The sequence below is a fragment of the Affinirhizobium helianthi genome, assembly GCF_042680945.1.
In the GTDB taxonomy this organism is placed as follows: domain Bacteria; phylum Pseudomonadota; class Alphaproteobacteria; order Rhizobiales; family Rhizobiaceae; genus Neorhizobium; species Neorhizobium helianthi.
Map to the genome: position 1 here is coordinate 141335 of NZ_JBHUEQ010000026.1, position 24484 is coordinate 165818.

The following is a 24484-nucleotide window of genomic DNA, read 5'->3' on the forward strand; positions in this document are numbered from 1 at the left end:
TCCTTGACGCTTCCTGAAACAAGCGGGGCGACGCGGCTGAGGCGGCGTCGCAACACCCGTGCGGTCGGGGCCGTTCTGCGTTTTGCGGTAACGGTTCTGACCACGTTCCTCGGCCTTCTGGCTGTCACCTTTTTCATCGGTCGGGTCATCCCCATCGACCCGGCGCTGGCGATTGTCGGCGATCGTGCCCCTGCCCATGTGGTGGAACGTGTGCGCGAGGAGCTTGGGCTGAATCTGCCGCTCTGGCAGCAGTTTTTCATCTATATCAAGCAGGTACTGACCGGCGATTTCGGCACCTCGGTGCTCACCACCAATCCGGTGATGGAAGATATCAAGCGCGTCTTTCCAGCCACCATGGAACTGGCAACGGTTGGAACGCTGATCGGTGCCTTTTTCGGTGTGCCTTTGGGTGTGCTGGCTGCGGTGAAGCGCGGCAGCATTATCGATCAGATCGTGCGCGTGGTGGGTCTTATTGGCTATTCCGTGCCGGTCTTCTGGTTGGCGCTTCTGGCGCTCCTTCTGTTTTATGCGAAGCTGAACTGGGTCGCTTATCCAGGCCGCATCGACATTGCCTATGAATATACCTTCACCTCGACGACAGGCTTCTTCCTCCTGGATGCCGTTATGCAAGGCGAGTGGGATATCTTCAGGGATCTCATGCGCCACATCATTCTTCCCGCCGCGCTACTCGGCTACTTCTCGCTGGCCTATATCAGCCGCATGACGCGCAGCTTCATGCTGAATGAACTGGCGCAGGAATATGTGGTGGCAGCGCGTGCCAAGGGGCTCTCCGAGGCGCGGATCATCTGGTTTCACGCACTTCGCAACGCGGCGGTGCCACTGATCACGGTGATTGCGCTCTCCTATGCGGGCCTTCTCGAAGGGTCGGTCCTGACGGAAACGATCTTCTCCTGGCCGGGCCTTGGCCTCTACATCACCAATTCGCTGCAGAATGCGGATATCAATGCCGTGCTGGGCGGCACGATTGTTGTGGGCGCGGTGTTCGTCACCATCAATCTGCTGTCCGATCTGCTCTACCGGACGCTCGATCCAAGGACGCGCAGCCGATGACCATGCTTGAGCCCACCTTGAAACCCTACAGCCGCGAATGGCTTTTGTCCGACCGGCCCACAAGCCGAAGGCAGGCACAGCTTGGCCGCGCCTACATCATCTGGCGGCGCTTTTCGGAAAACCGTCTGGCGCTGCTCGGCCTTCTCATCATTCTTTCGCTGATTGCCGTTGCCGCACTCGCCGATATCATTTCTCCGCATAATCCGGTCATCGGCGATTTGCGCAATGCCCGTCTTTTGCCGCCGGGAAGCGAGGGGTATCTGCTGGGAACGGACGATCAGGGCCGCGATATTCTCTCGCGCCTGATCCATGGTTCGCGCCTGACACTGATGGTGGTGGTTCTGGTTGCCGTCATCGCTGCCCCCGTCGGCCTGCTGGTCGGCACTGTGGCCGGCTATGCTGGCGGCTGGGTGGATGCGGTTCTGATGCGCATCACCGATATCTTTCTCGCCTTCCCGAAACTGGTCCTGGCTCTGGCGCTTGTCGCGGCCCTCGGTCCTGGCATCGAGAATGCGATTCTTGCCATTGCCGTCACCTCCTGGCCGCCTTACGCGCGTATTGCCCGTGCCGAAACGCTGACCTTCCGTCATTCGGAATTTATCTCGGCAGTCAGGCTGATGGGCGCCTCGCCCTTCCGCATCGTGTTGCGACATGTCATGCCGCTTTGCACATCGTCGCTGATCGTGCGTGTGACGCTCGATATGGCGGGCATCATTCTCACCGCCGCCGGTCTCGGTTTCCTTGGTCTTGGCGCACAGCCGCCGCTGCCGGAATGGGGGGCAATGATTGCCTCCGGCCGCCGTTTCATTCTCGACCAGTGGTGGGTGGCGGCCATGCCGGGTTTTGCCATTCTCATCGTCAGCCTTGGCTTCAACCTGTTGGGCGATGGTCTTCGCGATGCACTGGACCCGAAGGAGGCCGGACAATGAGCCCGCTTCTGACGGTTGAAAACCTGCGTGTGACCTTTCCGACGCGCACCGGAGAGGTGAATGCCGTGCGCGGCGTCTCCTTCACCCTGGGGCGAGAACGGCTCGGCATTGTGGGGGAATCCGGCTCGGGCAAGTCTCAGACGGGACGCGCCATCATGGGGCTCACCCCGGCACAGGCGCGCATCACAGCCGACAGGCTGGATTTCGATGGCACAAACCTGCTGACCGCATCCAAGCGGGAACGGCGGGATATGCGCGGCAAGCGCATGGCTATGATCCTGCAAGACCCGAAATATTCGCTCAATCCCGTGATGCCGATTGGTCGGCAGATCATGGAAACGCTGAAAACGCATGAGCGTGTATCGACCGCGCAGGCGCGAGAGCGGGCGCTTGCCATGCTGGAAGCCGTGCAGATCCGCGACCCGGAACGTGTGTTCGGCCTTTATCCGCATGAGGTTTCCGGCGGCATGGGCCAGCGCATCATGATTGCCATGATGCTGGTTTGCGGCCCGGAACTGTTGATTGCCGACGAGCCGACATCCGCACTCGATGTGACGGTGCAGCTGGAAGTTTTGGATATTCTGGACAAGCTGGTGCGTGAGCGCGGCATGGGCCTGATCTTCGTAAGCCATGATTTAAGGCTCGTTTCGTCTTTTTGCGATCGCGTTCTCGTCATGTATGCGGGCAGGGTGGTGGAGGAACTGCCCTCCGCCAATCTTCACGCAGCTCAACATCCTTACACACAGGGACTTTTGAATTGCTTGCCGACCATCGGAACCCATCGTCACCCGCTGCCGGTACTGGAGCGAAAGGCGGAGTGGGCGCAATGACAGGCACCGCACTTTCCGTCCGCGACATGGTCGTGGCATTCGATGATTTTCTCGCGCTGAACCGGGTCACGCTCGATGTGAATGAGGGTGAATCCTTCGGCATTGTCGGCGAATCCGGTTCCGGCAAATCGACGCTTCTTCGCGCGGTGGCCGGTTTGAATGCCTTTGAATCCGGCAGCCTCACGGTTGCTGGCCGGAGCTATTCGGGCACAAAGAGGGACAAGGAGTTCTATCGCACCGTGCAGATGGTGTTTCAGGACCCCTATGGTTCGCTGCATCCGCGCCAGACGGTGGATCGCCTTCTGCTGGAGCCTCTTGCGATTCACGGGTTTAGCGATGTGGATGCCCGCATTGCCCGTGCTCTGGATGAGGTGGGTCTCGGCTCCGGTTTCCGGTTTCGCTATTCGCACCAGCTGTCCGGTGGCCAGCGTCAGCGCATTGCCATAGCGCGGGCCCTGATTTTGCAGCCGAAAATTCTGCTGCTGGATGAGCCGACATCGGCGCTTGATGCCTCCATTCAGGCGGAAATCCTCAACCTTCTGGAGCAGGCGCGGAAGGATCGCCGCCTGACCTTCGTGATGGTCAGCCACGATCTGGGCGTCATCAGCCATATGTGCGAGCGGCTGGCCGTAATGCGCAAGGGTGAGGTTGTCGAGACAGTTGCCGTGGAAGCTCTGGAAAACCGGGAGTTTTCCGCGGATTATACGCGGCAATTGCTCGTCGCCAGCGAAGGATTTCGCCGAAACTGAATGAGCCTTCGCTCTTTTGCGTGCAACGCCCGGCAATCTCGCATAAATGGCATTCCACTCCCGCTGTGGAGGAACGCCGCACACGAACGCTGCACAAGGGACTATCAAGCATGTCGCTTCTGTCTTCCTATCATTCTGCACGGCTTCACGTCACGCGCCGCACGCTGATAGCTGCCGCGCTTGCGGCGGGTGCGGTTTTCATGGGACCGGTTCCGGTGCAGGCGGCGGGCAAAACCACGTTGATACTTGGCATGACCATCGAACCGGCTGGACTGGACCCAACTGTTGGCGCCCCCGTCGCAATCGGACAGGTGACATGGCAGAATATTTTCGAAGGCCTGACGACCATTGATGCGCAAGGCAAGGTGCAGCCGCAATTGGCCGAAAGCTGGACGATTTCGCCGGATGGGCTGACCTATACGTTCAAGTTGCGTCAGGGCGTGACCTTCCACGACGGTTCGTCATTCGACAGTTCCGTAGCTAAATTCACCATAGAGCGGGCGCGTGCAGCCGATTCCGTCAATCCGCAGAAGCGCTATTTCTCATCTGTGGATGCGATCGAGGCACCGGATGCCTCCACGCTGGTCGTCAAGCTGAAGAGCCCGACCGGCAATTTCCTTTACTGGCTGGGCTGGCCCTCATCCGTCATGGTGTCACCAAAGACGGCGGAGAACAACAAGATCACGCCGGTTGGCACAGGACCGTTCAAATTCGTCAGTTGGAGCAAGGGCTCTCAGGTTCAGCTGGAGCGAAACCCGAACTACTGGAACCGCGAGGCTGCGGCGAGATTGGAAAAGGTGACATTCCGCTTCATCAACGATCCGCAGGCACAGGCCGCAGCGCTGAAATCCGGCGATGTGGATGCTTTCCCGGAATTTGCAGCACCGGAATTGATGGATAGTTTCAAGGGCGATCCGAACCTCGTTACCGTGATCGGCAATACGGAATTGAAGGTTGTTGCGGGCATGAACAATGCGCGCAAGCCCTTCAACGACAAGCGAGTTCGCCAGGCATTGATGATGGCGGTGGATCGCAAGACCCTGATCGAGGGGGCGTGGTCGGGTTATGGCACGCCAATCGGCAGCCATTACACACCCAATGACAGAGGCTACATCGACCTGACGGGCACATATCCATACGATCCGGAAAAGGCGAAGGCGCTGCTGGCCGAAGCGGGCTATGGTAGCGGCCTGTCATTCTCGATCAAGGTGCCGCAAATGGCCTATGCCCAGCGTAGCGCACAGATGCTGCAGGCCATGTTTGCGGAGGTTGGCGTCACGCTGACCATTGAAACCACAGAGTTTCCCGCCAAGTGGGTGGCCGATGTGTTCAAGGCAGGAAATTACGATATGACGATCGTTGCCCATGCGGAGCCGATGGATATCGATATCTATTCGCGAGATCCCTACTATTTCAACTATCGGAACCCTGCCTTCAACGAGGTTCTGAAACAGGTGGATGCCACGACCGATGAGGCAAGCCAGGCAAGGCTTTATGGCGAGGCGCAGCAAATTCTGGCGCAGGATGTGCCAGCCCTCTACCTGTTCGTCATGCCGAAGCTTGGTGTGTGGAACAGGAAGCTGAAGGGGCTGTGGGAAAACGAGCCGATACCCTCCAATGTTCTGCGTGGCGTGGAGTGGACGGATTGACGTGAACACGTCCTGCGTTGAAAGCAGCTGACATGATCGTGCTTATTGCTCGCCGGTTTGCCGGTCTCATTCTCACGCTTCTGATCGTATCAGCTCTGCTCTTTGCGGTGATGGCGCTTCTGCCGGGCGATCCGGCTTCCGTCATGCTGGGGACATCCGCCACGCCGGAAACGCTGGCGGCGCTCCAGAAACAACTTGGCCTCGATCAGCCGCTGCCCCTGCGATATGTTCAATGGCTGATGAACGCGCTGACAGGCGACCTTGGAACCTCCTATACCTATGGCGTTCCCGTGGCGGGTCTGATTGCCGAAAGGCTGACTGTGACCGTGCCTCTGGCGCTGTTGGCCATTGGCATCTCGCTGGTCATTGCCATTCCCTTAGGCGTCATATCGGCTGGACGCGTTGGCAGCGGGATTGATTTTGCCGCGGGCCTTGCCTCGCAAATCTTCATCGCGGTGCCGGGTTTCTGGGTGGGCCTGCTTCTTGTGATGTTGTTTTCCGTCACGCTTGGCTGGGTGCCTGCCGGAGGTTTCCCCGGTTGGAGTGCCGGAATATCTGCTGCGCTGAAGGCGCTTCTGCTGCCCGCCATTGCGCTGGCCCTGCCGCAGGCCGGGGTGCTGACGCGTGTGACGCGGACATCCGTGCTTGAGGTGATGTCGGAAGATTACGTCCGCACCGCCCTGTCGAAAGGTCTTTCGGAGCGCAGGGCGCTGTGGTGCCACGCGCTGCCCAATGCGCTGGTGCCGGTCGTGACCATTCTCGGGCTTCAGTTCACCTTCCTGATTGCCGGGGCCGTGCTGGTGGAGAATGTCTTCAATCTTCCGGGTCTGGGGCGGCTTGCCTATCAGGCACTGTCGCAGCGTGATGTTCTGGTCATGCAAACTGTCGTGCTGTTCTTTGCAAGCCTCGTCATCCTGATGAACTTTCTCGTCGACATGCTCTATCTCGTCCTGGATCCCCGTCTTCGGGGTGAGGGACGCTGATGCGGCGGCTGTTTTACCATCCCGCGCTATTGATCGGCCTTGCCCTCACCGGGGCGCTGATTTTCGTCGCCCTTCTCTCCTTGGTCTGGACGCCTCAGCCACCGACAAAGATGCTGATCCTGCAAAAGCTTCGACCGCCGTTCTCGCACGGTCTGCTGGGCACGGATCATTTCGGGCGCGATCTTGCCTCTCTTCTGATGGTCGGTGCGTGGAATTCGCTCTCCACAGCGGTGCTTGCCGTTGCTATCGGCGCAGGTCTCGGTTCCCTCATCGGCGTCGTGATGGCTGCGGTGCGCGGGTGGACCGAGGCGCTGGTCATGCGGTGTTGCGATGTCGTTTTTGCTGTTCCACCCATTCTGTCAGCCATGCTGCTGGGGGCCTTTCTGGGGCCGGGACGCTTCACCGCCATTATCGCCATTGCCGTTTTCATGGTGCCTGTATTCGCGCGCATGACGCTCGGGGCCGCTCGCCAGATATGGACCCGTGACTATGTGAAAGCTGCCATTGGCATGGGGCGCAGCCGCAGCCGCATCACATGGGTGCATGTTCTGCCAAATATTGCGCACCAGATCATCGTACAGATTACGGTGCAGCTTGGCCTCGCGATACTGACTGAGGCCGGGCTGAGTTTTCTCGGCCTTGGCATGCCACCGCCCGCGCCCACCTGGGGGCGAATGCTGTTCGAAGCGCAGACCTATCTGGAGCAGGCCCCTTGGCTTGCGCTATTGCCCGGTCTTGCCATCGCGCTTGCCGTCCTTGGCTTCAACATGCTGGGCGATGGGCTGCGGGATTTGCTGGATCCGCGCGTCCATTGATTCCGCTCAAGGTGGATTTGTTCCCGGTCTGCTAAGGAACAAAAGAGCGGTTTGGCCGTTGTCGCCGCGAAGAGGGCAGCTTGCGGGACTGCCGCTCGGCAAGGGGGAAGCGCTTTCACATCGTGTTTGCCTCCGATTGCGGTTCACTAGTCAGGAGACAATGATGTCCATGGATTCACCGAATGATTTCACGCGTACCGGTTCTGAGGCGGATATCGAGCGCCAGCTGCAACAGCTGCGGGAAGACATTGCAGCCCTGGCACGTTCGGTGGCGGCGGCTGGCACAAACAAGGCCGATACGCTGAAGCACAAGGCGCGCCGCGCTTCGCATGAGGCGATGGATGCCTCTGCCCAGGCTCTGGATTCGGCAAAGTTGCAGTTCCAGTCCATGGAAAAGGATCTTGAAAGACAGATCCGCACCAAGCCGCTCCAGTCTGTCGCCATCGCGGCCGGTATCGGCTTCCTCTTCGCCATGTTGTCGCGTCGCTGATATGGGCGGACTGGCGCCTTTACTGGCGTCGCTTCTGGCTGCTGATGTGAAGGGTTTCGCACAGCGCACGAAGCGTAGCGCCATGATCTATGCCATTGCCGGGCTGTTTTTGCTGACGGCCTACGGTGCTGGTATTGCGGCATTGGCCGTTTGGCTTTCGACCATGATGAGCATGGCGGCAGCGCTTGGCCTCGTCGCGGCTGGAGCCATTCTCATTGCCCTGGTGATGATCCTCGTTGTGGTTGTGAAGAACCGGGCAGATGAGAGAAAGCGGCGCGAAGCAGCGGCGGGAAACAGGGCCATGATGATGACCGCAGCGCTTTCTGCCCTGCCGATCCTGATGAAATCCAGGCCGCTGATGGCGGCCGTCATTTCGGGCGGGGCGGGGCTTCTGGCCCTTAAACTTCTTGGGGGTGGAAACGACCAATCGGACATGGATGCCTGAGGTATCCTGTTCCCCGATGTAACCGGAAAGGAAATTCCAATGGCCAATGCATCATCTGTGCTGAAGTCGAAGTCCCATGACGAAGACGTCAATATCGGACTTGAGAAGAGCTACCTGGCGGAAGCGGCGCAGAACCTGTCAGACATTCTGGCAGCAACCTATCGCCTCACCATCAAGAGCCATGTCTATCATTGGAATGTCGTCGGCCCTCTCTTCAAGCCTCTGCATGAACTGACGGAGGAGCATTACAACGCTCTTTTCGGAGCCGCCGATATCATCGCCGAACGCATTCGTGCCCTCGGCCATCTGGCGCCCGCAACGCTTGGTGAGGCGGCCGATTTTGCTCCCAAAGCAAATGATGTGGGCAAGCTCACCGCTGTCGATATGGTCAACGATCTCGTCACCGACCATGAGAAAGCGGTCAAGGTGATGCGTGAGACGGCTGAAAAGGCTGATGAAGCCGGCGATGTGGTGACTGCGGACATGCTGACCGACCGCCTGACTTTCCATGAAAAGGCTCTGTGGATGCTCCGCGCCATTATTGCGGAATAGGATCTGCCGGTAAGGCTTCCGAAGCGCCGTGGGAAACCGCGGCGCTTTTTTTTGTCCTCAAATGAAGGGGCGCAGGCCCTCGGGGGCTGGTTGCCACCCGGCAATATCAAGCAGCCGCCCCCGGTCCAGAACTTCACAGCCACGATCGAGCCAGCGCAACAGGCCGATCTCCGAGAGACGTTTCAGTGTCTTGTTCGTGTGAACCAGCGACAGACCCAGCGTATCGGCCACATGCTGCTGCGTCAGGGGCAGGACATGCGGCACATCGGCGGTAAAAATGCCGGTCATGTGGGCGCGATGATCGAGGAAGGCGAGAAGATAGGCCGCACGTTCGAGAGCCGTTCGCCTGCCAATCGACAGAAGATGCTCATCCAGCATCGATTCTTCCCGGGATGCGATCCAGGTCAGATCATAGGCCAGCGAGGGGTGATTGCGAAACAGGGCCGTCAGCCGCTCGCGTTCGAATATGCACAGCGTCATGCGCGTCAGCGCTTCGACGGAATGCAGCATTTCCGACATCAGGTTGCCCTGAAGCCCGATCAAGTCGCCCGGCAGGATATAGTTGAGGATCTGGCGCCGGCCATCCTCCAGAATTTTGTAGCGGAAGCCCCAGCCCCCAAGCGCCGTATAAAGCTGCGGATGCTGCTCGCCCTCCACAATGAGGGCACCCCCTGCCTCGACCGTCAGTTCAGCCTGTTTGAAAGAGGAAACGAAAGCAAGTTCTTCCGGCGCAAAGTCTCTGAAAGCTGAACGACCGCGCAGCGGGCAAAGTTCGCAGGGCCGGCGCGTGGCACTGGCTATTTTTGTTTGAACCATCTGAAACCGTTCCCTGCCCAACCGAAATGATATTATCTGACATTTTAGAACTTGGTGTGTCTTTTTTAATAGACCCACAGGCTCAACTGATGATCTACGCCATATCCTCTTTTAATCGGGAATGAGCGCTTGCGGCTGCTGGTCATCGACACGCAATATCTGGTGGCCCTTGAAGCGGAGCACGTTCTGGGGGAAGCCTTCAGCTGTCCGGTTGAAATCGGCATGCCGCGTGATGTGGAAGGATTTCTGGAGGCAGGTGAATTCAGTGTCGCGGTGGTGGATGCCGCGTTGATCACAGCTGCCTTAGGGGGGAGAATCCAGCGCCTGCTTGACGCAGGCGCTGGATTCGTTTTCTCCTCCGTTGACAGCCAGCATCATGACGGCGTTACAGGGTTTCCTGAGGTGCCGGTTGTCTTGAAGCCGTTCAATGATGAGAAACTGGTTGAAGCCGTTGGCTTCGTGTTGGCACAAGGGCCAAGGAATTAGCTGCCGAATGCACGTGCCGTGATGGCCGCATCACCCGGGTCGGGGCCGAAATCGCTTTCGCCGGACACACCGAGCAGTTCCTGTAGGCGGGTTCTTGCGCGGCTGACACGGCTTTTGATCGTTCCCACGGCACATCCGCAAATGCTTGCAGCCTCTTCATAGGCGAAGCCAGCGGCACCGACCAGAATGATGGCCTCGCGCTGATCGTCGGGCAGGGTATCCAGCGCCTTGCGGAAATCCTGCAGGTCGAGGCGACCATACTGTTCCGGATGCACGGAGAAGCGCTCGCTGAACAGCCCGTCACTATCCTGAACCTCGCGGCCGCGCTTGCGCATCTGGCTGTAAAATTCGTTGCGCAGGATCGTGAACAGCCATGCCCGCATATTGGTGCCAGCGGTAAAGCTCTTCTGGTTTGCCCATGCTTTCATGATGGTGTCCTGCACCAGATCGTCCGCCTTGTCGTGGCGACCTGTCAGGGAAACGGCAAAGGCGCGCAGGTTCGGAAGAGAGGACAAAAGGTCCCGCTTGAAGGCGCGATCGGCATCATCTTTTTCGACAGTCATTTCGGGTTCACCGATTTGGATTTCTTTTCCGCCTCTTCAAGACGTTCCAAAAGTTCCATAAAACGATCGGGAATGCCTTCTTCCTGAACAGCGTCATAGAATTCCCGCAGTTTGCGTGAAATCGATGCGTTCGGTGACGTGGCGCCTGGCCTTAAATTGCTCGATTGTGCTGTGTTCATCTCATCTTTTTTTCTGGGTTTGTCGTCACTCATCACGCAGGCGCCTGTTGCGGTATTGTTTCCTGAAAATGCTCGAGCACAAAAAAAGTTCCCCAAGCCGGAACTTTTTTTCTACATTCCCGTTTATACCACGTTCATTGCCCGCTGGGCATCAGGGGAGATTCTGAATGTCACTTACCACTCGCGTTGCGTCCCACCTTCCTTATCTGCGCCGTTACGCCCGCGCTGTAACCGGCTCGCAGACCTCAGGAGACGCATATGTCGCAGCGGTCTTGGAAGCTTTGATTGCCGATGTTTCCATTTTTCCGGAGACGTCAAAAGACCGCGTCTCGCTTTACAAACTCTTCGTCGCAATTTTTGGTTCCACTTCCATCGAGATCCGGCCGATCGAGTCGCCTTTCGCGTGGGAACAACGGGCCGTTGCCAATCTGGCTTCGCTGCCGTCCCAGGCGCGCCATGCCTTTCTGCTTCTGTCCGTCGAGGGCTTCACGCTGGAAGAGGCTGCCGAAATCCTCGATGTGAGCGTGGATGAAGTGACGCGCCTTCTGGATGAGGCATCGCGCGAAATTTCCCGCCAGGTCGCAACCGACATCATGATTATCGAAGACGAGCCGCTGATCGCGCTCGACATCGAGCAGATGGTTCAGGATCTTGGCCACCGGGTCACCGGTATTGCCCGCACGCACAAGGAAGCCGTTGCTCTGTTCCAGAGCTCGAACCCCAAGATGGTTCTGGCCGATATTCAGCTTGCCGATGGCAGCTCCGGTATCGATGCGGTCAACGAGATCCTCAAATCATCCAACGTGCCGGTCATCTTCATTACGGCGTTCCCGGAACGCCTGTTGACGGGTGAACGCCCGGAGCCTGCCTTCCTTGTGACCAAGCCGTTCAACCCGGATATGGTCAAGGCTCTCATCAGCCAGGCGCTGTTTTTCAATGAGGCAGTCAAGGCTGCTGCCTGAACCCGCTTTGCCATGCACAGCAAGCAAATCTAACCTGCGGAACCTTCGCGGCGGCTTTAGCGTTTTGTCGCCGCGTTCCCATTTGGGAAAGCGGTTCTTGGCCTCTTGCGGGCCATCCCAGATTTTCTTTTGGCGATACCCGCCCGTGCGAGCCGCATGGGCGGGAATTGGACTGACGGAACTTGGTTTTTCATGGCTTATCGGGTTGAGACCGAAGGGCTTAGGGCCTATAACGGGCGCGGCGTTGGTGGCGGGAGCAGCAAGGGTGTTGTGTTCTGCCCCACAGGGAATGGCGGAGTAATTTCTTGTCGCATCAGCTGACATGGCAGCAAGCTGGTGAAAACGGCGAGGCCTTGCGCGATTTCTTCATGCCCGCCCTGGTGGACCTGGGCGCCAGCGTCATCATTCAGGATCTGCAGCAAAGATATCTCTTTGTCACCAATCTGCCCGCCCTATGGTCGGGCAGTATGAGTGCGGAGCCGACTGATGCCAGCATTTTCGGCCAGGAGATTGCGGACAAGCTGCGTCTTCTGAAGGAGGGCATGACCGAGCATGGCCAGAAGGGCCATATCGAATTCACCGTCAATTCGGATGAGGTCTACGAGTTCCGCGTACAGGCCATTTCCTGTCATAACGGCGCGGTTCACCTCGTCACCACGATTGTCGATCGCTCGGAAGAACGTCACCGCGAACGGCTGCTGCGCGCCCTGCTGCGGGAGGTGAGCCATCGCTCCAAGAATCTTCTGGCCATCATTCAAAGTATTGCCCTGCAGACAGCGCGCTATTCGGTGACGCTGGATATCTTTCTCAACAAGTTCCGCGGGCGGCTTTATTCACTGTCGCAATCCCAGGACCTGATCACGGATTCCAGTTGGCGCGGCGCCTATTTTTTCGAGCTGGTGCAGCAGCAGACTGAAAAATATCTGCCGGAGAATGCGCGCCTGATCAAGGTGAACGGCGATAATGTTCTTCTCACCCCCAATGCTTCGCTGCATCTGGGGCTGGCTCTGCATGAGTTGATCGTCAATGCCGTCAGCCATGGCTCGCTGGCCAAGAGCGGCCGGGCCATTTCAGTCACCTGCCATCGGGTGCAGGCGAATGGTCAGGATTCTCTTGAGGTACGTTGGGAGGAGGGGTTGCCCAATCTCATGCGGCATGCCGATCCCCGCGATAGCGACAATCTGAAAGCCAATTTCGGCAGCACTGTGCTGGAGCGTGTGGTTCCCGCCTCCGTCAACGGCAAGGCGCGCTATACGATCACGGCAGACCGCATCAGCTACAGTCTCGTCTTCCCGCTGGAACACGCATCCGAATAGAAAGTTGGCAGTGCGAACGGAAGGTGCCCGCCCGGGCCAGCTGCCCGAATCTGTGCCATGCGTTTTGAGACGGAAACAAAAAGAAACGGTCTCGGTTTCTTGCGAAGCCGAGACCGTTGGTCTCTTCGAGGGGGATGAAGAGTTTATCTGGAAGCTTTGAAGGGCGGGGGACGGGGGCGCTTCCAGATGTATCAAGAACGGGCAAGCGGAGTATTGGTTCCGGCAGTTCCGAAAAAAAATCAAAAAAAATCGCGCCCCCGTTTCGATCCCATGGATCTGGTTCGATCAGTGAACCTGTGTCCGTGGATCGAGTGCATCGCGGATGGCGTCGCCGATGTAATTGACGCTGAGAACGGTGAGCGAAATGGCGAGCCCCGGCCAGATGACGCGTGAGGGCGTAATTTGCAGGAAGTTCGCGCCATCAAACAGCAAACGACCCCAGGTGGGAAAATCTGACGGGAAGCCGAGGCCGAGAAAGGAGAGGGCGGATTCGGTAATGATGGCTGCCGCAATGCCAAGCGTGGCCGAAACCATGATGGAACTGAGCACATTGGGGAGAATGTGCCGCAGCACGATCCGGTATTCGCGCATACCGCTGCTTTTCGCAGCTATGATGAACTCCTGGCTTTTCACCGCAAGAACATCGCCGCGCACGATGCGCGCGGTGTGCATCCAGCTTGTGATGCCGATCACAAACACAATCAGAATAAAAATGCCGGTCTCTGGCCCGAAAGCGCCCCGCAGCGTGTCGCGGAAAAGCATGATGATGACCAGAAGCAGCGGCAGCAGCGGCAAGGCCAGAAAAAGATCCGTCAGGCGCATCAATGGCCCGTCAAGCCTGCGAAAATAGCCGGAGAGAACGCCCACGAGGGTGCCGAGGAGGAGCGCCAGCAGCATGGCCGTTATTCCGACGGCAAGCGAGATCTGCCCGCCGGCCATGACCTGCGCCAGCATGTCGTGGCCCAGATTGTCTGTGCCGAAGGGATGGGCAAGCGACGGCCCCTGGTTCTTGGCGCGAATGTCGATCTTGTTGGGATCTATCGTATGGATCAATGGCCCGACATAGACCGTCAGCAGGATGGCGGTGAACACGATCAAGCCCGCCACGCCGCCTTTGTGTCGGCGAAACTTGCGCCAGAACATGCCGAAGGGCGTCGTCGCATCGGTCGCGACCTTGGGCGTGGTGAGGGCGATATCAGTCATAGCGGATCCTCGGGTCCAGGATGCCATAGAGCACGTCGGCAATCAGGTTGAAGAGCACGATCAGCACGGCAAAAATGAAGGTGAGCGTTTGCACGAGGGGGATGTCCGCCCCCTGTACCGCCGTGATGAGCAGTTGGCCGAGACCGTTCACGCGGAAGATCTGCTCGGTGATGATGGCGCCGGAGAAGATGGTTGGGACGCCAAGCGCAATCACCGTGACCACCGGGATCAGGCTGTTGCGCAGAACATGGACGAGAAGAACCACCTTTTCCTTCACGCCCTTGGCGCGGGCGGTACGCACATAATCCTGGCTCAAATTATCCAGCATGGATGCGCGCACGAAGCGTGCAATCTGCGAGGCATTGTAGAGCGCGAGCACGGTAACCGGCAGAACCATCTGCTTCACCTGCTGCACGAAACTGGCCCAGTCATTCACCACGAGGTTCGTATCGTAGATGGAGGGGAACCATTGCAGATAGGAGGAGAAGATGACGATCAGCACGATGCCGGTGAAGAAGGTTGGCACCGAATAGCCGACCATGGTGATGAAGGTGCCGATCTGGTCGAAGATCGAGTATTGCCGGTAGGCCGAGATGACGCCCACGGGTATGGCAATCAGAATGCCGAAGACATAGGCCATGCCGACGACCCAGAGGGTCTGGGGCAGGCGCTGGACGATCAGGTCCACCACGGGGCTGCGGGTGGCCCAGGAAAGCACCCGCATGCGTTCGCCATCGCCGACCGTTATCCCGGTCAACTGTTCGAAGATATTGAGCGGCTCATTGACGAAGAACTGGTGCAGCCAGTGCAGGTAGCGGATGAGGAAGGGTTGGTCGAGGCCCATCGAGGCGCGGATCTGTTCGCGCACTTCCGGCGGGATTGTCAGGGGCAGCTCACCCAGGGGGTCGTTCGGTGCCAGATCGAGAAGGGCAAAGATGACGAAGCTGATGACAAGCAGCGTCGGCACGGCAAACATCAGTCGCCGGATCGTATAGGTAAACATGAAATGGCGTCTCCAGTCTCTCGGAGAAAAACATGGCCGGCCTCCGCCTCTCAGCGAAGGCCGGGTTTCATCCGATCACTTCTTGCGAGACCAGTCCGCAACGTTCCAGAGTTCTGAATCCCAGCCCGTCATCTTCACGCCTTGCAGCGTTACCGAACGGGAGGAGATCTGGCCGCGATGGATCAGCGGAATATGGGCGCCTTCCGTTGTCAGAAGATCGTTGGCCTTCTTGGCCAGTTCCGCACGCTTGCCGAGATCGGCAGTCTTTGCCAACTCGTTGACGATCTTGTCATATTCCGGGTTGCAGTAGCGCGGAATATTCTGTCCCTGCCAGCCATTGGCCGGGGAGGGGATCTTGTTGCACAGCCATTCCGCCAGATATCTTTCCGGGTCGGTGCCGTCGAAATTGTTGGTGTACATTTCGACGTCCGCATAGAACTTCTGGAAGGTGTCGGGGCTTGCCGGATCGCCGCCGAAGAAGACGGAAGCAGACACGTTGCGAAGCTCTGCGTCGACTCCGATCTGGCTCCACCAATCCTTCACGAGCGCTTGCGTGCCCTGACGCACGGAATTGGTCGAGGTCTGATAGAGGAAAGAAAGCTTCACGCCGTCTTTTGCGCGAATGCCATCGCCGCCCTTCTTCCAGCCCGCATCGTCCAGCAGCTTGTTTGCTGCGTCAATATCCTGTTTCAGGCACCAGCTGTCATTGGTGGTGGAGACATAGGCATCCGGTGCAGGAACGATGTTGCAGGTGGGCTTGCCCGCTTCGCCGTAGCCTGCTTCGTCGATAATGTCGCGGTCGATGGCCAGCGAAAGCGCACGGCGCACAGCCGGATCGGAGAGGGCGGGATGCTTGCCGCCTTCGACGGTGGAGCGCTTGTCACCAAGCTTCGGATCCGGGTTCGTCCAGTTGATGACGATACGTTCAACCTGCGTGCCAAACGCGGTCTCCAGTTTGCCCTTGCCGGCCTGCATCATGGTGGCCAGCACTTCCGGCTCCACCTGCATGTTCCAGCCGTAGTCGTATTCGCCGGTTTCCAGAACGGCGCGGGCGGCAGAGGCGGCATCGCCGCCGCCCTTCAGAGTTGCCGTGGCGAAGGCGGGCTTGGCAGGATCGCGGAAATTCGGGTTTGCCGTGAAGGTGATGACGTCATTCGGCTTGAATTCCTTCACGACGAAGGGGCCGGTGCCGATGGGGCTGAAATTGGCCGATGTGCAGCCCGGTGCCTTTGCGCCCATGCAATCCTTGAACTGCGCTTTCTGAAGGATTGGCTGCTGCGCGCCGGTCAGCGCTCCATAGGGGTAATATTTCGGCTCAGAGAAGCTCACCTTGACCGTCAGCGGATCCAGTGCCTCGACGCTGCTAATGCCCTCGAACTGGGCCTTCTGGGCGCAGCCACCGTCCGGTGCCGTGCAATATTGCCAGGTAAAGACTACGTCATCGGCGGTGAAGGCGGATCCGTCCGACCATTTGATGCCGGGCTTGATCTTCCAGGTGATGCTCTTCATGTCCTTGGAAACGCCACCGTTTTCCAGTGTCGGGATTTCCGTCACCAGCCAGGGCTGAAGCACGCCCTTCTCATCGTAGCGGGCCAGGGGTTCAATCACCATGGATGCGGCATAGATCTCCTTGGTGCCGCCGGAGAGATAGGGGTTCATGGTGGAAACGGCCTGCCAGAACAGGATTTTCAAATCTCCGTCCGTTCCACGTTCGGCATGCGCCATGTTGGCAAAGGCGAGCGACGCCACAGTGCCTGCCAACAGGATCTTGCTTCTCTTCATCGTGTTCCCCTTGAAGATGAGTGTGATTTTTGCGGCCGTTACGGCCCGGCTCCATCCTTTTGAGCCGCATTCCTTCTTCCGCCGTTTCCTCGCGACGAAAGAATGAATTTATTCAATTCTCCCAATGTCTTACTTCGACAGGCGACCGGCGTTTTCGACGTGCCACCTGCGTGTTTGATCAAAATTTGTGCCATCTAAACACAAGCCTAATTTTCGTTCAAGAATGAAAATTCAAGCTTGCATTCATGTTGTAGACCACTGCAATATCGCCAGGGATGATAAGCGAATTAACTAAAATTTAAAGGGGTTGTATTCATGCCAATTCTCAACCGCGCCGCAGAAATGCAGGAAGAGGTCGCTGCCTGGAGGCGTCATCTGCATGAAAATCCGGAGCTTTTGTTCGATGTGCATGAGACAGCCGCCTTTGTTGCCGACAAGCTGAAGGCCTTCGGTTGCGACGTGGTTGAAACCGGCATCGGGCGCACAGGCGTTGTCGGCATCATCAAGGGTTCGTTGGGCGAAGGCGCAACCATCGGGCTTCGGGCCGATATGGATGCGCTGCCGATCCTGGAAAATTCCGGCAAGCCCTGGGCCTCGAAAGTGCCGGGAAAGGCGCATTCCTGCGGGCATGACGGGCACACGGCCATGCTGCTTGGTGCCGCTCAGTATCTGTGCGAAACGCGCCGCTTTGCCGGCTCCGTCGCAGTGATATTCCAGCCTGCCGAGGAAGGTGGCGGCGGCGGTCTTGCCATGGTGCAGGATGGCATGATGGACAAGTTCGGTATTCGCGAAGTCTACGGCCTTCACAATGCGCCCAACCTCCCGTTTGGTGGCTTTGCCATTCGCAAGGGCGGCATCATGGCGGCGGCGGATACGTTCGAAATCACCATCAAGGGCAAGGGAAGCCATGCCGCACAGCCGCATCTTTCCGTCGATCCGGTTCTGGCGGCCGCCTATGTGGTGGTCGGGCTGCAGGCCATTGCTTCTCGCGAGGTCGATCCGCTGAAATCGGTCGTGGTGTCGGTCACCACCATTCATGGTGGCGATGCTTACAACGTCATTCCCATGGATGTGAAACTGACGGGAACGGTGCGAACGCTCGATCCGGAAATCCGCGAGCTTGCCGCCAGACGCGTGGTGGAGGTGGCGCAAGGCACGGCCACGGCGCATGGCGCGATTGCCGAGGTAAACTATGTTCGCGGTTATCCGGTCACGGTCAATCATGCCGATGAGACCGATTTTGCCGCCTCCGTGGCGGCCAAGGTTTCCGGCGAAAAGAATGTCGAGGTGGAAATGGCTCCCAAGATGGGCGCGGAAGATTTCTCCTACATGCTCGAGGCCCGGCCGGGCGCCTTCATTTTCCTCGGTATTGGCGAGGCCGCCAATCTTCATCATCCGGCCTATGACTTCAATGACGACGTCATCCCTTACGGCATCAGCTATTGGGTGACCTTGGCCGAAACGAAGCTCGCCGCCTGATCGGATATGATGGACAGGAGAATGCCATGACCTCCAATGCCTCCGACAAGTCCCCCATATTGCGCGTCGAAAACCTCACCACCTCCTTCCGGGTGAACGGGCAGTGGCGTTCTGTCGTGCGCAATATGAGCTTTTCCATTGCGCCGCGTGAGACTGTCGCTATTGTCGGCGAATCCGGCTCAGGCAAGAGCGTGACATCCCTTTCCATCATGCGCCTGCTTCCAAGATCTTCCAGCAAGATCGAGGGAAAGGTGCTGTTGGGGGATCAGGAATTGCTGGCCTTGCCGGAAGAGCGGATGCGGCAGGTGCGCGGCAACGATATTTCGATGATCTTCCAGGAGCCGATGACGAGCCTGAATCCGATCTTTCCGATTGGCAAGCAGATCGCTGAGGCCCTGACGGTTCATCAGGATATTTCCTCTGCCGCGGCAAAGGCCGAGGTGATCCGGTTGCTGGAAAAGGTTCGCATTCCAAACGCCAAGGGCCGGTTTGACGAGTATCCGCATCAGTTCTCGGGCGGCATGCGCCAGCGCGTCATGATTGCCATGGCGCTGGCCTCCAGGCCGAAGCTTCTGATTGCCGATGAGCCGACAACCGCACTCGACGTGACGATTCAGGGGCAGATCCTCGATCTCATCAAGGAATTGCAGGATGAGGAGGGCATGTCTGTTCTCTTCATCACGCATGACATGGGCGTTGTGGCTGAAATCGCTGACCGTACCATCGTGATGTTCCGGGGTGAGCAGGTAGAATCGGGCGCGACCGATGATATATTCCATCGCGGCCAGCATCCTTATACGCGCGCGCTGCTGGCAGCGGTGCCGCGGCTTGGCTCCATGAAGGACAGATCCCTGCCACTCAGGTTCCCGGTGGTGGATGTGCAGTCGGGCGAGGCGCAGCCCATGGCGGAGGTTACCGATACGGTTGCCAAAACCAAGACCCCCATTCTCGATGTCCGGGATCTGACGACACGCTTTGCCATCCGCTCCGGTATATTGGGTCGTCAAACGGGGGCAGTCCATGCGGTGGAAAAAGTTTCCTTCCAGCTTTTTGAGGGGGAGACGCTGTCGCTCGTTGGCGAGTCCGGTTGCGGTAAATCCACCACTGGACGCTCTGTCACCCGGCTGATCGAGCCCAGCAGCGGTGAGGTGACGCTGGATGGCTATAATGTGATGGGGCTGGATCGCACCACGCTTCGCACCATGCGCCGCTCGATCCAGATGGTGTTTCAGGATCCGTTTGCCAGCCTCAATCCGCGCATGAGCATTGGCTCTGCCGTGATGGAGCCGTTTATCGAGCACAGGCTTGGAAGCAAATCCGAGGCGAGGGACAAGGCTGCCGATCTTCTGGTCAAGGTCGGGCTGTCTCCCGATATGATGAGCCGCTATCCGCATGAGTTTTCCGGTGGCCAGCGCCAGCGCATTGCCATTGCCCGTGCGTTGATGCTCGACCCTAAGGTCATCGTTGCGGATGAGGCGGTCTCGGCGCTGGACGTTTCCATCAAGGCGCAGGTCTGCAATCTGCTTCTCGACCTTCAGCAGAGCCTGAACCTGGCTTACCTCTTCATCAGCCATGACATGGCGGTGGTGGAGCGTGTGAGCCACCGTGTTGCGGTCATGTATCTGGGCGAGATCGTGGAGATCGGCCCGCGGGCGGCGATCTTCGAAAATCCACAGCATCCCTATACGAAGAAACTGATGGCGGCGGTGCCCGTGCCGGACCCGTCGCGCCGGAACATCAAGCGCAATCTGTCCATCGAGGAGATCAAGAGCCCGGTTCGACCGACCGGCTTCGTGCCGCCGGTGCGTGAGTATCGGCAGGTTGGCGAGGGGCATCTGGTGCAGGTGGCCTGATCTTCGCGGCGCGATTGGAGCATCCTGATTTGACACGATCCCCGTAATCATGCCAGCAAATCGCATGAGGTGGAGTCGGGATCGAGAATGGCGAGAAAATCGGATGCGCAGGGGAGGCTGGATGACGCAGCGAGAGCCGGATGGCTCTATTATGTCGCCGGTCGCACGCAGGATGAAATAGCGGCAGTGATGGGGATTTCCCGCCAGTCGGCCCAGCGTCTCGTCTCCTTGGCTGTGGCAGAACGACTGATCAAGGTTCGGGTAGATCACCCCATTGCCGCCTGTCTTGAATATGCGGAAGCACTGCGGCGCAGGTTCAATCTTGCCCATGTGGAGGTCGTCCCGAGCGATCCGGCCGGCACGTCCACGACGGTGGGCATTGCAGAGGCGGCGGCAGCGGAAATCGAGCGCTGGTTGAAGCGGCAGGAGCCGATCGTGCTTGCTATCGGCACAGGCAGAACCCTCAAGGCTGCCGTCGATCAGCTGGGGGCGATGGAGTGCCCACAGCATCGGGTGGTTTCGCTCACCGGCAATATCGGCCCGGATGGTTCCGCCGCCTACTATAACGTCATCTTTTCCATGGCCGATGCCATCAAGGCCCGGCATTTCCCGATGCCGCTGCCGGTGCTTTGCTCCTCGGCGGAGGAGCGCGATGCGCTTCACCAGCAAAGCATTGTGCAATCGACATTGAGGCTTGGCGCAGAGGCACATGTCACCTTTGTCGGCATTGGCGAACTGGGTGTTGATGCGCCTCTGTGCGTCGATGGATTTCTGGCTCCGGATGAGATGACGGCGCTGATCGGGCGCGGCGCTGCCGGGGAGATTTGCGGCTGGGTTTTCGATCGCGATGGCATTCTGCTGGACGACCCGATCAATGAGCGTGTTGCCAGCGTTCCCATCCCGCCTCGCGATCCCGGCATTGTCATCGGCGTCGGGCTTGGCAAGCGCAAGGAAAAGGCGATCAAGGCGGCTCTGGTGGGCGGCTTGATCAACGGGCTGATCACCGACGAGCGGACGTCTGAGCAGTTGCTCATAGATTGAGCAAAATATTTTCAAAGTAAATTCAAAAGGATGGCGTGCCGTCGCTGCATTGCAGCGACGAATGGCGCTTGACATTCGCTGTCTTGAAGTGAGTAATTGCCCGCGAGCAAAGCGAATGCTCGTTATCGCTCTTCTGGGAGGAAGATATGACTTGCAAGACAATTCTGCTTGGCGCGGTATCTGCGCTGGCATTCTCCGGCATTGCATCTGCAGAAACGCTGACGATCGCGACCGTCAACAATGGCGACATGATCCGCATGCAGAAGCTGACGGATGACTTCACGAAGAAGAATCCCGGCATCGATGTGAAGTGGGTGACTTTGGAAGAGAACGTGCTGCGCCAGAAAGTGACCACCGATGTGGCCACCAAGGGTGGCCAGTATGACGTGATGACCATCGGCATTTACGAGGCTCCCATCTGGGGCAAGCAGGGCTGGCTGGCACCGCTGGATAAGCTTTCCTCGAATGCCTCCTACGATGCCGACGATCTTCTGCCGCCGATCCGTTCCGGCCTGACGGTTGACGGCAAGCTCTATGCGGCACCCTTTTATGGCGAAAGCTCGATGGTCATGTATCGCAAGGACCTGTTCGAGAAGGCTGGCCTGAAGATGCCGGACGCGCCGACCTGGGATTTCATTGCCGACGCTGCCCGCAAGATCACCGACAAGGGTTCTGAAACCTACGGCATCTGCCTGCGCGGCAAGGCTGGCTGGGGTGAAAACATGGCCTTCCTCACGGCGACGGCCAATGCGTTTGGCGCGCGATGGTTCGACGAGAACTGGAAGCCGCAGTTCGATCAGCCGGAATGGAAGAATACGCTCGATTTCTATGTGAAGCTGATGAAGGACGCTGGCCCTCCGGGCGCCTCCTCCAACGGTTTCAATGAAAACCTGGCACTGTTCCAGACGGGCAAATGCGGCATGTGGATCGATGCCACCGTTGCGGCCTCCTTCGTGACGAACCCGAAAGAGTCTAAGGTGGCGGATCAGGTCGGTTTCGCGCTGGCACCCGATACCGGCCTTGGCAAGCGCGGCAACTGGTTGTGGTCGTGGAACCTTGCCATTCCGGCGGGCTCCAAGAAGGTTGAGGCGGCTGAGAAGTTCATCGCCTGGGCAACCAGCAAGGACTATCTGAACCTCGTGGCGGAAAAGGACGGCTGGGCCAATGTTCCTCCGGGCACGCGCACCTCGCTTTACCAGAATGCCGAGTACCAGAAGGCGGCGCCTTTCGCCAAAATGACGCTGGATTCGATCAACGCTGCCGATCCGAAGAAGCCGACGGTGAAGCCTGTACCGTATGAAGGCGTGCAATACGTTGCCATTCCAGAATTCCAGGCCATCGGCACGGCTGTCGGCCAGCAGTTCTCGGCGGCTCTGGCTGGCCAGGTGACGGTAGATCAGGCTCTCAAAAGTGCTCAGCAATTGACCGAGCGTGAAATGAAAAAGGCGGGTTACCCTAAGAAGTAATCCTAGCGACAGGCCGCCGTCCAAGCGGCCTGTTCCCTCTTCGCGAGGGTAAGGAATAGCCCTTTTCGGGCTAACAAACCTACAGAACACGTTATCAAGAGGCGGCCTCATGGCGACGACCCACACCCGTTCGGCAGCGCGGCTGATGATGGCACCTTCCGTCATTCTGCTGTTTGCCTGGATGATCGTGCCGCTCGGCATGACCATTTATTTTTCCTTCCTCCGTTACAACCTTCTAATGCCGGGCACGGAGGAATTTGCCGGTCTGTTGAACTACCAGTTCTTTCTCACCGATCCAGCCTTCTTCGATGCGCTGACCAATACACTTCTTCTTGTGGGCGGCGTGCTGGCCATCTCTGTGATTGGCGGCATTCTGATGGCGCTGCTTTTGGATCAGCCCATGTTCGGGCAGGGCATTGTGCGCATCCTCGTTATCGCGCCCTTCTTCATCATGCCTACGGTCGCGGCGCTGGTGTGGAAGAACATGTTCATGAACCCGGTGAACGGGTTGTTCGCATGGCTGCTTCGGCTGTTTGGTGCAGAGCCTCTGGATTGGCTGGCCGTGGCACCGCTCACCTCTGTCGTCATCATCGTTGCCTGGCAGTGGCTGCCGTTTGCAACACTGATCCTTTTGACTGCGCTTCAATCTCTCGACGAAGAACAGAAGGAGGCGGCGGAAATGGACGGAGCCGGACCGCTTTCCACGTTCATCTATATCACCCTGCCGCACATGGCCCGCGCCATCACGGTTGTGGTGTTGATCGAGACGATTTTCCTTCTCTCAGTGTTTGCCGAAATTCTCGTCACCACCAATGGCGGACCGGGAACGCAGAGCACCAACATCACCTATCTCGTCTATACGCAGGCGCTGTTGCAGTTCGATGTGGGTGGTGCTTCGGCAGGCGGCATCGTGGCAGTCATCCTCGCCAATATCGTCGCCATCTTCCTCATTCGCCTCATCGGCAAGAACCTGGAGGCCTGATCCATGGCGCGCGCAGTCTCCACACAACGCAAGATCACCTTCACAGTCATCGCCTGGACCATCGGCTTCCTGATGTTCTTCCCGATACTGTGGACGTTCCTGACCAGCTTCAAGAGTGAAGGCGATGCCATTGCCTCACCGCCGATCTTTCTGTTCTTCCATTGGACGACGGAAAACTACACGGAGGTGCAGGGCCGATCTGACTATTTCAGCCACTTCCTGAATTCGGTCACCATTTCCTTCGGGTCTACGCTGCTGGGGCTTCTGATCGCTATCCCAGCCGCCTGGGCCATGGCATTTTCACCCACAAAGCGCACCAAGGATGTGCTGATGTGGATGCTGTCCACAAAGATGATGCCGCCGGTTGGCGCGCTCATCCCGATCTACCTGCTGTTTCGCGATACCGGTCTGCTGGATAGCCGCATCGGGCTGGTGGTTGTGCTGACCCTCATCAACCTGCCGATCATTGTGTGGATGCTCTACACCTATTTCAAGGAAATTCCGGGCGAGATCCTGGAGGCAGCACGCATGGATGGCGCTTCGCTGATGAAGGAAGTCATCTATGTGCTGACGCCGATGGCGGTTCCGGGAATTGCCTCCACGCTTTTGCTCAACATCATTCTGGCGTGGAATGAGGCCTTCTGGACGCTCAACCTCACCACCTCGAATGCAGCCCCGCTCACCACGTTCATCGCCTCTTACTCCAGCCCTGAAGGTCTGTTCTACGCCAAGCTTTCCGCTGCCTCGACCATGGCCATTGCGCCCATCGTCATTCTCGGCTGGTTCAGCCAGAAGCAGCTGGTGCGTGGCCTGACCTTTGGCGCCGTCAAGTAACCGTAG

General features: G+C 58.4%; 25 protein-coding genes. 19 read left to right on the plus strand and 6 right to left on the minus strand.

The window, feature by feature from the left end; translation table 11 throughout:
- Nucleotides 1–3 precede the first annotated feature (3 nt).
- From ACFSE1_RS15120 to ACFSE1_RS15165, 10 genes are all read left to right on the plus strand, one after another.
- Nucleotides 4–1071 (plus strand): ABC transporter permease, encoded by a 1068-nt coding sequence (locus ACFSE1_RS15120; protein WP_377403069.1) that lies wholly within the window; start codon nucleotides 4–6, stop codon nucleotides 1069–1071.
- The gene (locus ACFSE1_RS15125) at nucleotides 1068–2000 is read left to right on the plus strand and encodes an ABC transporter permease (protein WP_377403071.1); all 933 of its coding nucleotides are present in this window, start codon (nucleotides 1068–1070) and stop codon (nucleotides 1998–2000) included. The genes ACFSE1_RS15120 and ACFSE1_RS15125 overlap by 4 nt, the downstream gene beginning before the upstream one ends.
- On the plus strand, nucleotides 1997–2830 hold the full coding sequence (locus tag ACFSE1_RS15130; RefSeq protein ID WP_377403073.1) for an ABC transporter ATP-binding protein: 834 nt from the start codon (nucleotides 1997–1999) through the stop codon (nucleotides 2828–2830). Before ACFSE1_RS15125 ends, ACFSE1_RS15130 begins: the two co-directional genes overlap by 4 nt.
- Nucleotides 2827–3579 (plus strand): ABC transporter ATP-binding protein, encoded by a 753-nt coding sequence (locus ACFSE1_RS15135; RefSeq protein ID WP_377403075.1) that lies wholly within the window; start codon nucleotides 2827–2829, stop codon nucleotides 3577–3579. Before ACFSE1_RS15130 ends, ACFSE1_RS15135 begins: the two co-directional genes overlap by 4 nt.
- 110 nt (nucleotides 3580–3689) lie before the next feature.
- Nucleotides 3690–5228, plus strand: a complete 1539-nt coding sequence (locus tag ACFSE1_RS15140) for an ABC transporter substrate-binding protein (protein ID WP_377403077.1) — start codon at nucleotides 3690–3692, stop codon at nucleotides 5226–5228.
- A gap of 32 nt (nucleotides 5229–5260) precedes the next feature.
- A complete protein-coding gene (locus tag ACFSE1_RS15145) occupies nucleotides 5261–6211 on the plus strand; it encodes an ABC transporter permease (protein ID WP_377403079.1) in 951 nt (316 codons plus the stop codon).
- Nucleotides 6211–7026 carry an ABC transporter permease gene (locus ACFSE1_RS15150; protein ID WP_377403081.1) on the plus strand — a complete coding sequence of 272 codons (816 nt, stop codon included), beginning with the start codon at nucleotides 6211–6213 and terminating at the stop codon, nucleotides 7024–7026. The genes ACFSE1_RS15145 and ACFSE1_RS15150 overlap by 1 nt, the downstream gene beginning before the upstream one ends.
- A 163-nt stretch (nucleotides 7027–7189) precedes the next feature.
- On the plus strand, nucleotides 7190–7516 hold the full coding sequence (locus ACFSE1_RS15155) for an ElaB/YgaM/YqjD family protein (RefSeq protein WP_377403083.1): 327 nt from the start codon (nucleotides 7190–7192) through the stop codon (nucleotides 7514–7516).
- Nucleotide 7517: 1 nt separating this feature from the next.
- Nucleotides 7518–7961 (plus strand): hypothetical protein, encoded by a 444-nt coding sequence (locus tag ACFSE1_RS15160; RefSeq protein WP_377403085.1) that lies wholly within the window; start codon nucleotides 7518–7520, stop codon nucleotides 7959–7961.
- Nucleotides 7962–8000: 39 nt separating this feature from the next.
- On the plus strand, nucleotides 8001–8513 hold the full coding sequence (locus ACFSE1_RS15165) for a Dps family protein (RefSeq protein WP_377403087.1): 513 nt from the start codon (nucleotides 8001–8003) through the stop codon (nucleotides 8511–8513).
- Nucleotides 8514–8570: 57 nt separating this feature from the next.
- Here ACFSE1_RS15165 and ACFSE1_RS15170 read toward each other — a convergent pair whose 3' ends face one another.
- Nucleotides 8571–9329: a Crp/Fnr family transcriptional regulator gene (locus tag ACFSE1_RS15170; protein WP_377403089.1), complete on the minus strand. Its 759-nt coding sequence runs from the start codon at nucleotides 9327–9329 to the stop codon at nucleotides 8571–8573.
- A gap of 129 nt (nucleotides 9330–9458) precedes the next feature.
- On the opposite strand from ACFSE1_RS15170, the gene ACFSE1_RS15175 reads away from it, so the two are divergent.
- Nucleotides 9459–9815: a hypothetical protein gene (locus ACFSE1_RS15175; protein WP_377403091.1), complete on the plus strand. Its 357-nt coding sequence runs from the start codon at nucleotides 9459–9461 to the stop codon at nucleotides 9813–9815.
- Here ACFSE1_RS15175 and ACFSE1_RS15180 read toward each other — a convergent pair.
- Together ACFSE1_RS15180 and ACFSE1_RS15185 are read right to left on the minus strand one after the other, a co-directional pair.
- The gene (locus ACFSE1_RS15180; RefSeq protein WP_377403093.1) at nucleotides 9812–10378 is read right to left on the minus strand and encodes an RNA polymerase sigma factor; all 567 of its coding nucleotides are present in this window, start codon (nucleotides 10376–10378) and stop codon (nucleotides 9812–9814) included. The genes ACFSE1_RS15175 and ACFSE1_RS15180 overlap by 4 nt on opposite strands.
- On the minus strand, nucleotides 10375–10590 hold the full coding sequence (locus ACFSE1_RS15185) for a NepR family anti-sigma factor (protein WP_377403095.1): 216 nt from the start codon (nucleotides 10588–10590) through the stop codon (nucleotides 10375–10377). The genes ACFSE1_RS15180 and ACFSE1_RS15185 overlap by 4 nt, the downstream gene beginning before the upstream one ends.
- 134 nt (nucleotides 10591–10724) lie before the next feature.
- On the opposite strand from ACFSE1_RS15185, the gene ACFSE1_RS15190 reads away from it, so the two are divergent.
- Nucleotides 10725–11519 (plus strand): response regulator, encoded by a 795-nt coding sequence (locus tag ACFSE1_RS15190; protein WP_377403097.1) that lies wholly within the window; start codon nucleotides 10725–10727, stop codon nucleotides 11517–11519.
- A gap of 305 nt (nucleotides 11520–11824) precedes the next feature.
- A complete protein-coding gene (locus ACFSE1_RS15195; RefSeq protein ID WP_377403099.1) occupies nucleotides 11825–12835 on the plus strand; it encodes a sensor histidine kinase in 1011 nt (336 codons plus the stop codon).
- Between the two features lie 285 nt (nucleotides 12836–13120).
- On the opposite strand, the gene ACFSE1_RS15200 is transcribed toward ACFSE1_RS15195, so the two are convergent.
- From ACFSE1_RS15200 to ACFSE1_RS15210, 3 genes are all read right to left on the minus strand, one after another.
- Complete coding sequence (locus ACFSE1_RS15200) at nucleotides 13121–14038, minus strand: ABC transporter permease (RefSeq protein WP_377403101.1); 918 nt, start codon at nucleotides 14036–14038, stop codon at nucleotides 13121–13123.
- On the minus strand, nucleotides 14031–15041 hold the full coding sequence (locus ACFSE1_RS15205) for an ABC transporter permease (protein WP_377403103.1): 1011 nt from the start codon (nucleotides 15039–15041) through the stop codon (nucleotides 14031–14033). Before ACFSE1_RS15205 ends, ACFSE1_RS15200 begins: the two co-directional genes overlap by 8 nt.
- 75 nt (nucleotides 15042–15116) lie before the next feature.
- Nucleotides 15117–16823: a peptide ABC transporter substrate-binding protein gene (locus ACFSE1_RS15210; RefSeq protein WP_377403105.1), complete on the minus strand. Its 1707-nt coding sequence runs from the start codon at nucleotides 16821–16823 to the stop codon at nucleotides 15117–15119.
- A 315-nt stretch (nucleotides 16824–17138) separates the two neighbouring features.
- Here ACFSE1_RS15210 and ACFSE1_RS15215 point away from each other — a divergent pair, with 315 nt between their 5' ends.
- From ACFSE1_RS15215 to ACFSE1_RS15240, 6 genes are all read left to right on the plus strand, one after another.
- Nucleotides 17139–18302 carry a M20 aminoacylase family protein gene (locus tag ACFSE1_RS15215; protein ID WP_377403107.1) on the plus strand — a complete coding sequence of 388 codons (1164 nt, stop codon included), beginning with the start codon at nucleotides 17139–17141 and terminating at the stop codon, nucleotides 18300–18302.
- A gap of 26 nt (nucleotides 18303–18328) precedes the next feature.
- Nucleotides 18329–20155: an ABC transporter ATP-binding protein gene (locus ACFSE1_RS15220; RefSeq protein ID WP_377403109.1), complete on the plus strand. Its 1827-nt coding sequence runs from the start codon at nucleotides 18329–18331 to the stop codon at nucleotides 20153–20155.
- Nucleotides 20156–20242: 87 nt separating this feature from the next.
- Nucleotides 20243–21196 carry a sugar-binding transcriptional regulator gene (locus ACFSE1_RS15225; protein WP_377403111.1) on the plus strand — a complete coding sequence of 318 codons (954 nt, stop codon included), beginning with the start codon at nucleotides 20243–20245 and terminating at the stop codon, nucleotides 21194–21196.
- Between the two features lie 146 nt (nucleotides 21197–21342).
- Nucleotides 21343–22662, plus strand: coding sequence for an ABC transporter substrate-binding protein (locus ACFSE1_RS15230; protein WP_377403113.1), 1320 nt, complete (start codon nucleotides 21343–21345; stop codon nucleotides 22660–22662).
- 109 nt (nucleotides 22663–22771) lie between these two features.
- On the plus strand, nucleotides 22772–23644 hold the full coding sequence (locus tag ACFSE1_RS15235; protein ID WP_377403115.1) for a carbohydrate ABC transporter permease: 873 nt from the start codon (nucleotides 22772–22774) through the stop codon (nucleotides 23642–23644).
- A 3-nt stretch (nucleotides 23645–23647) separates the two neighbouring features.
- On the plus strand, nucleotides 23648–24478 hold the full coding sequence (locus ACFSE1_RS15240) for a carbohydrate ABC transporter permease (RefSeq protein WP_377403117.1): 831 nt from the start codon (nucleotides 23648–23650) through the stop codon (nucleotides 24476–24478).
- Nucleotides 24479–24484: the final 6 nt, after the last annotated feature.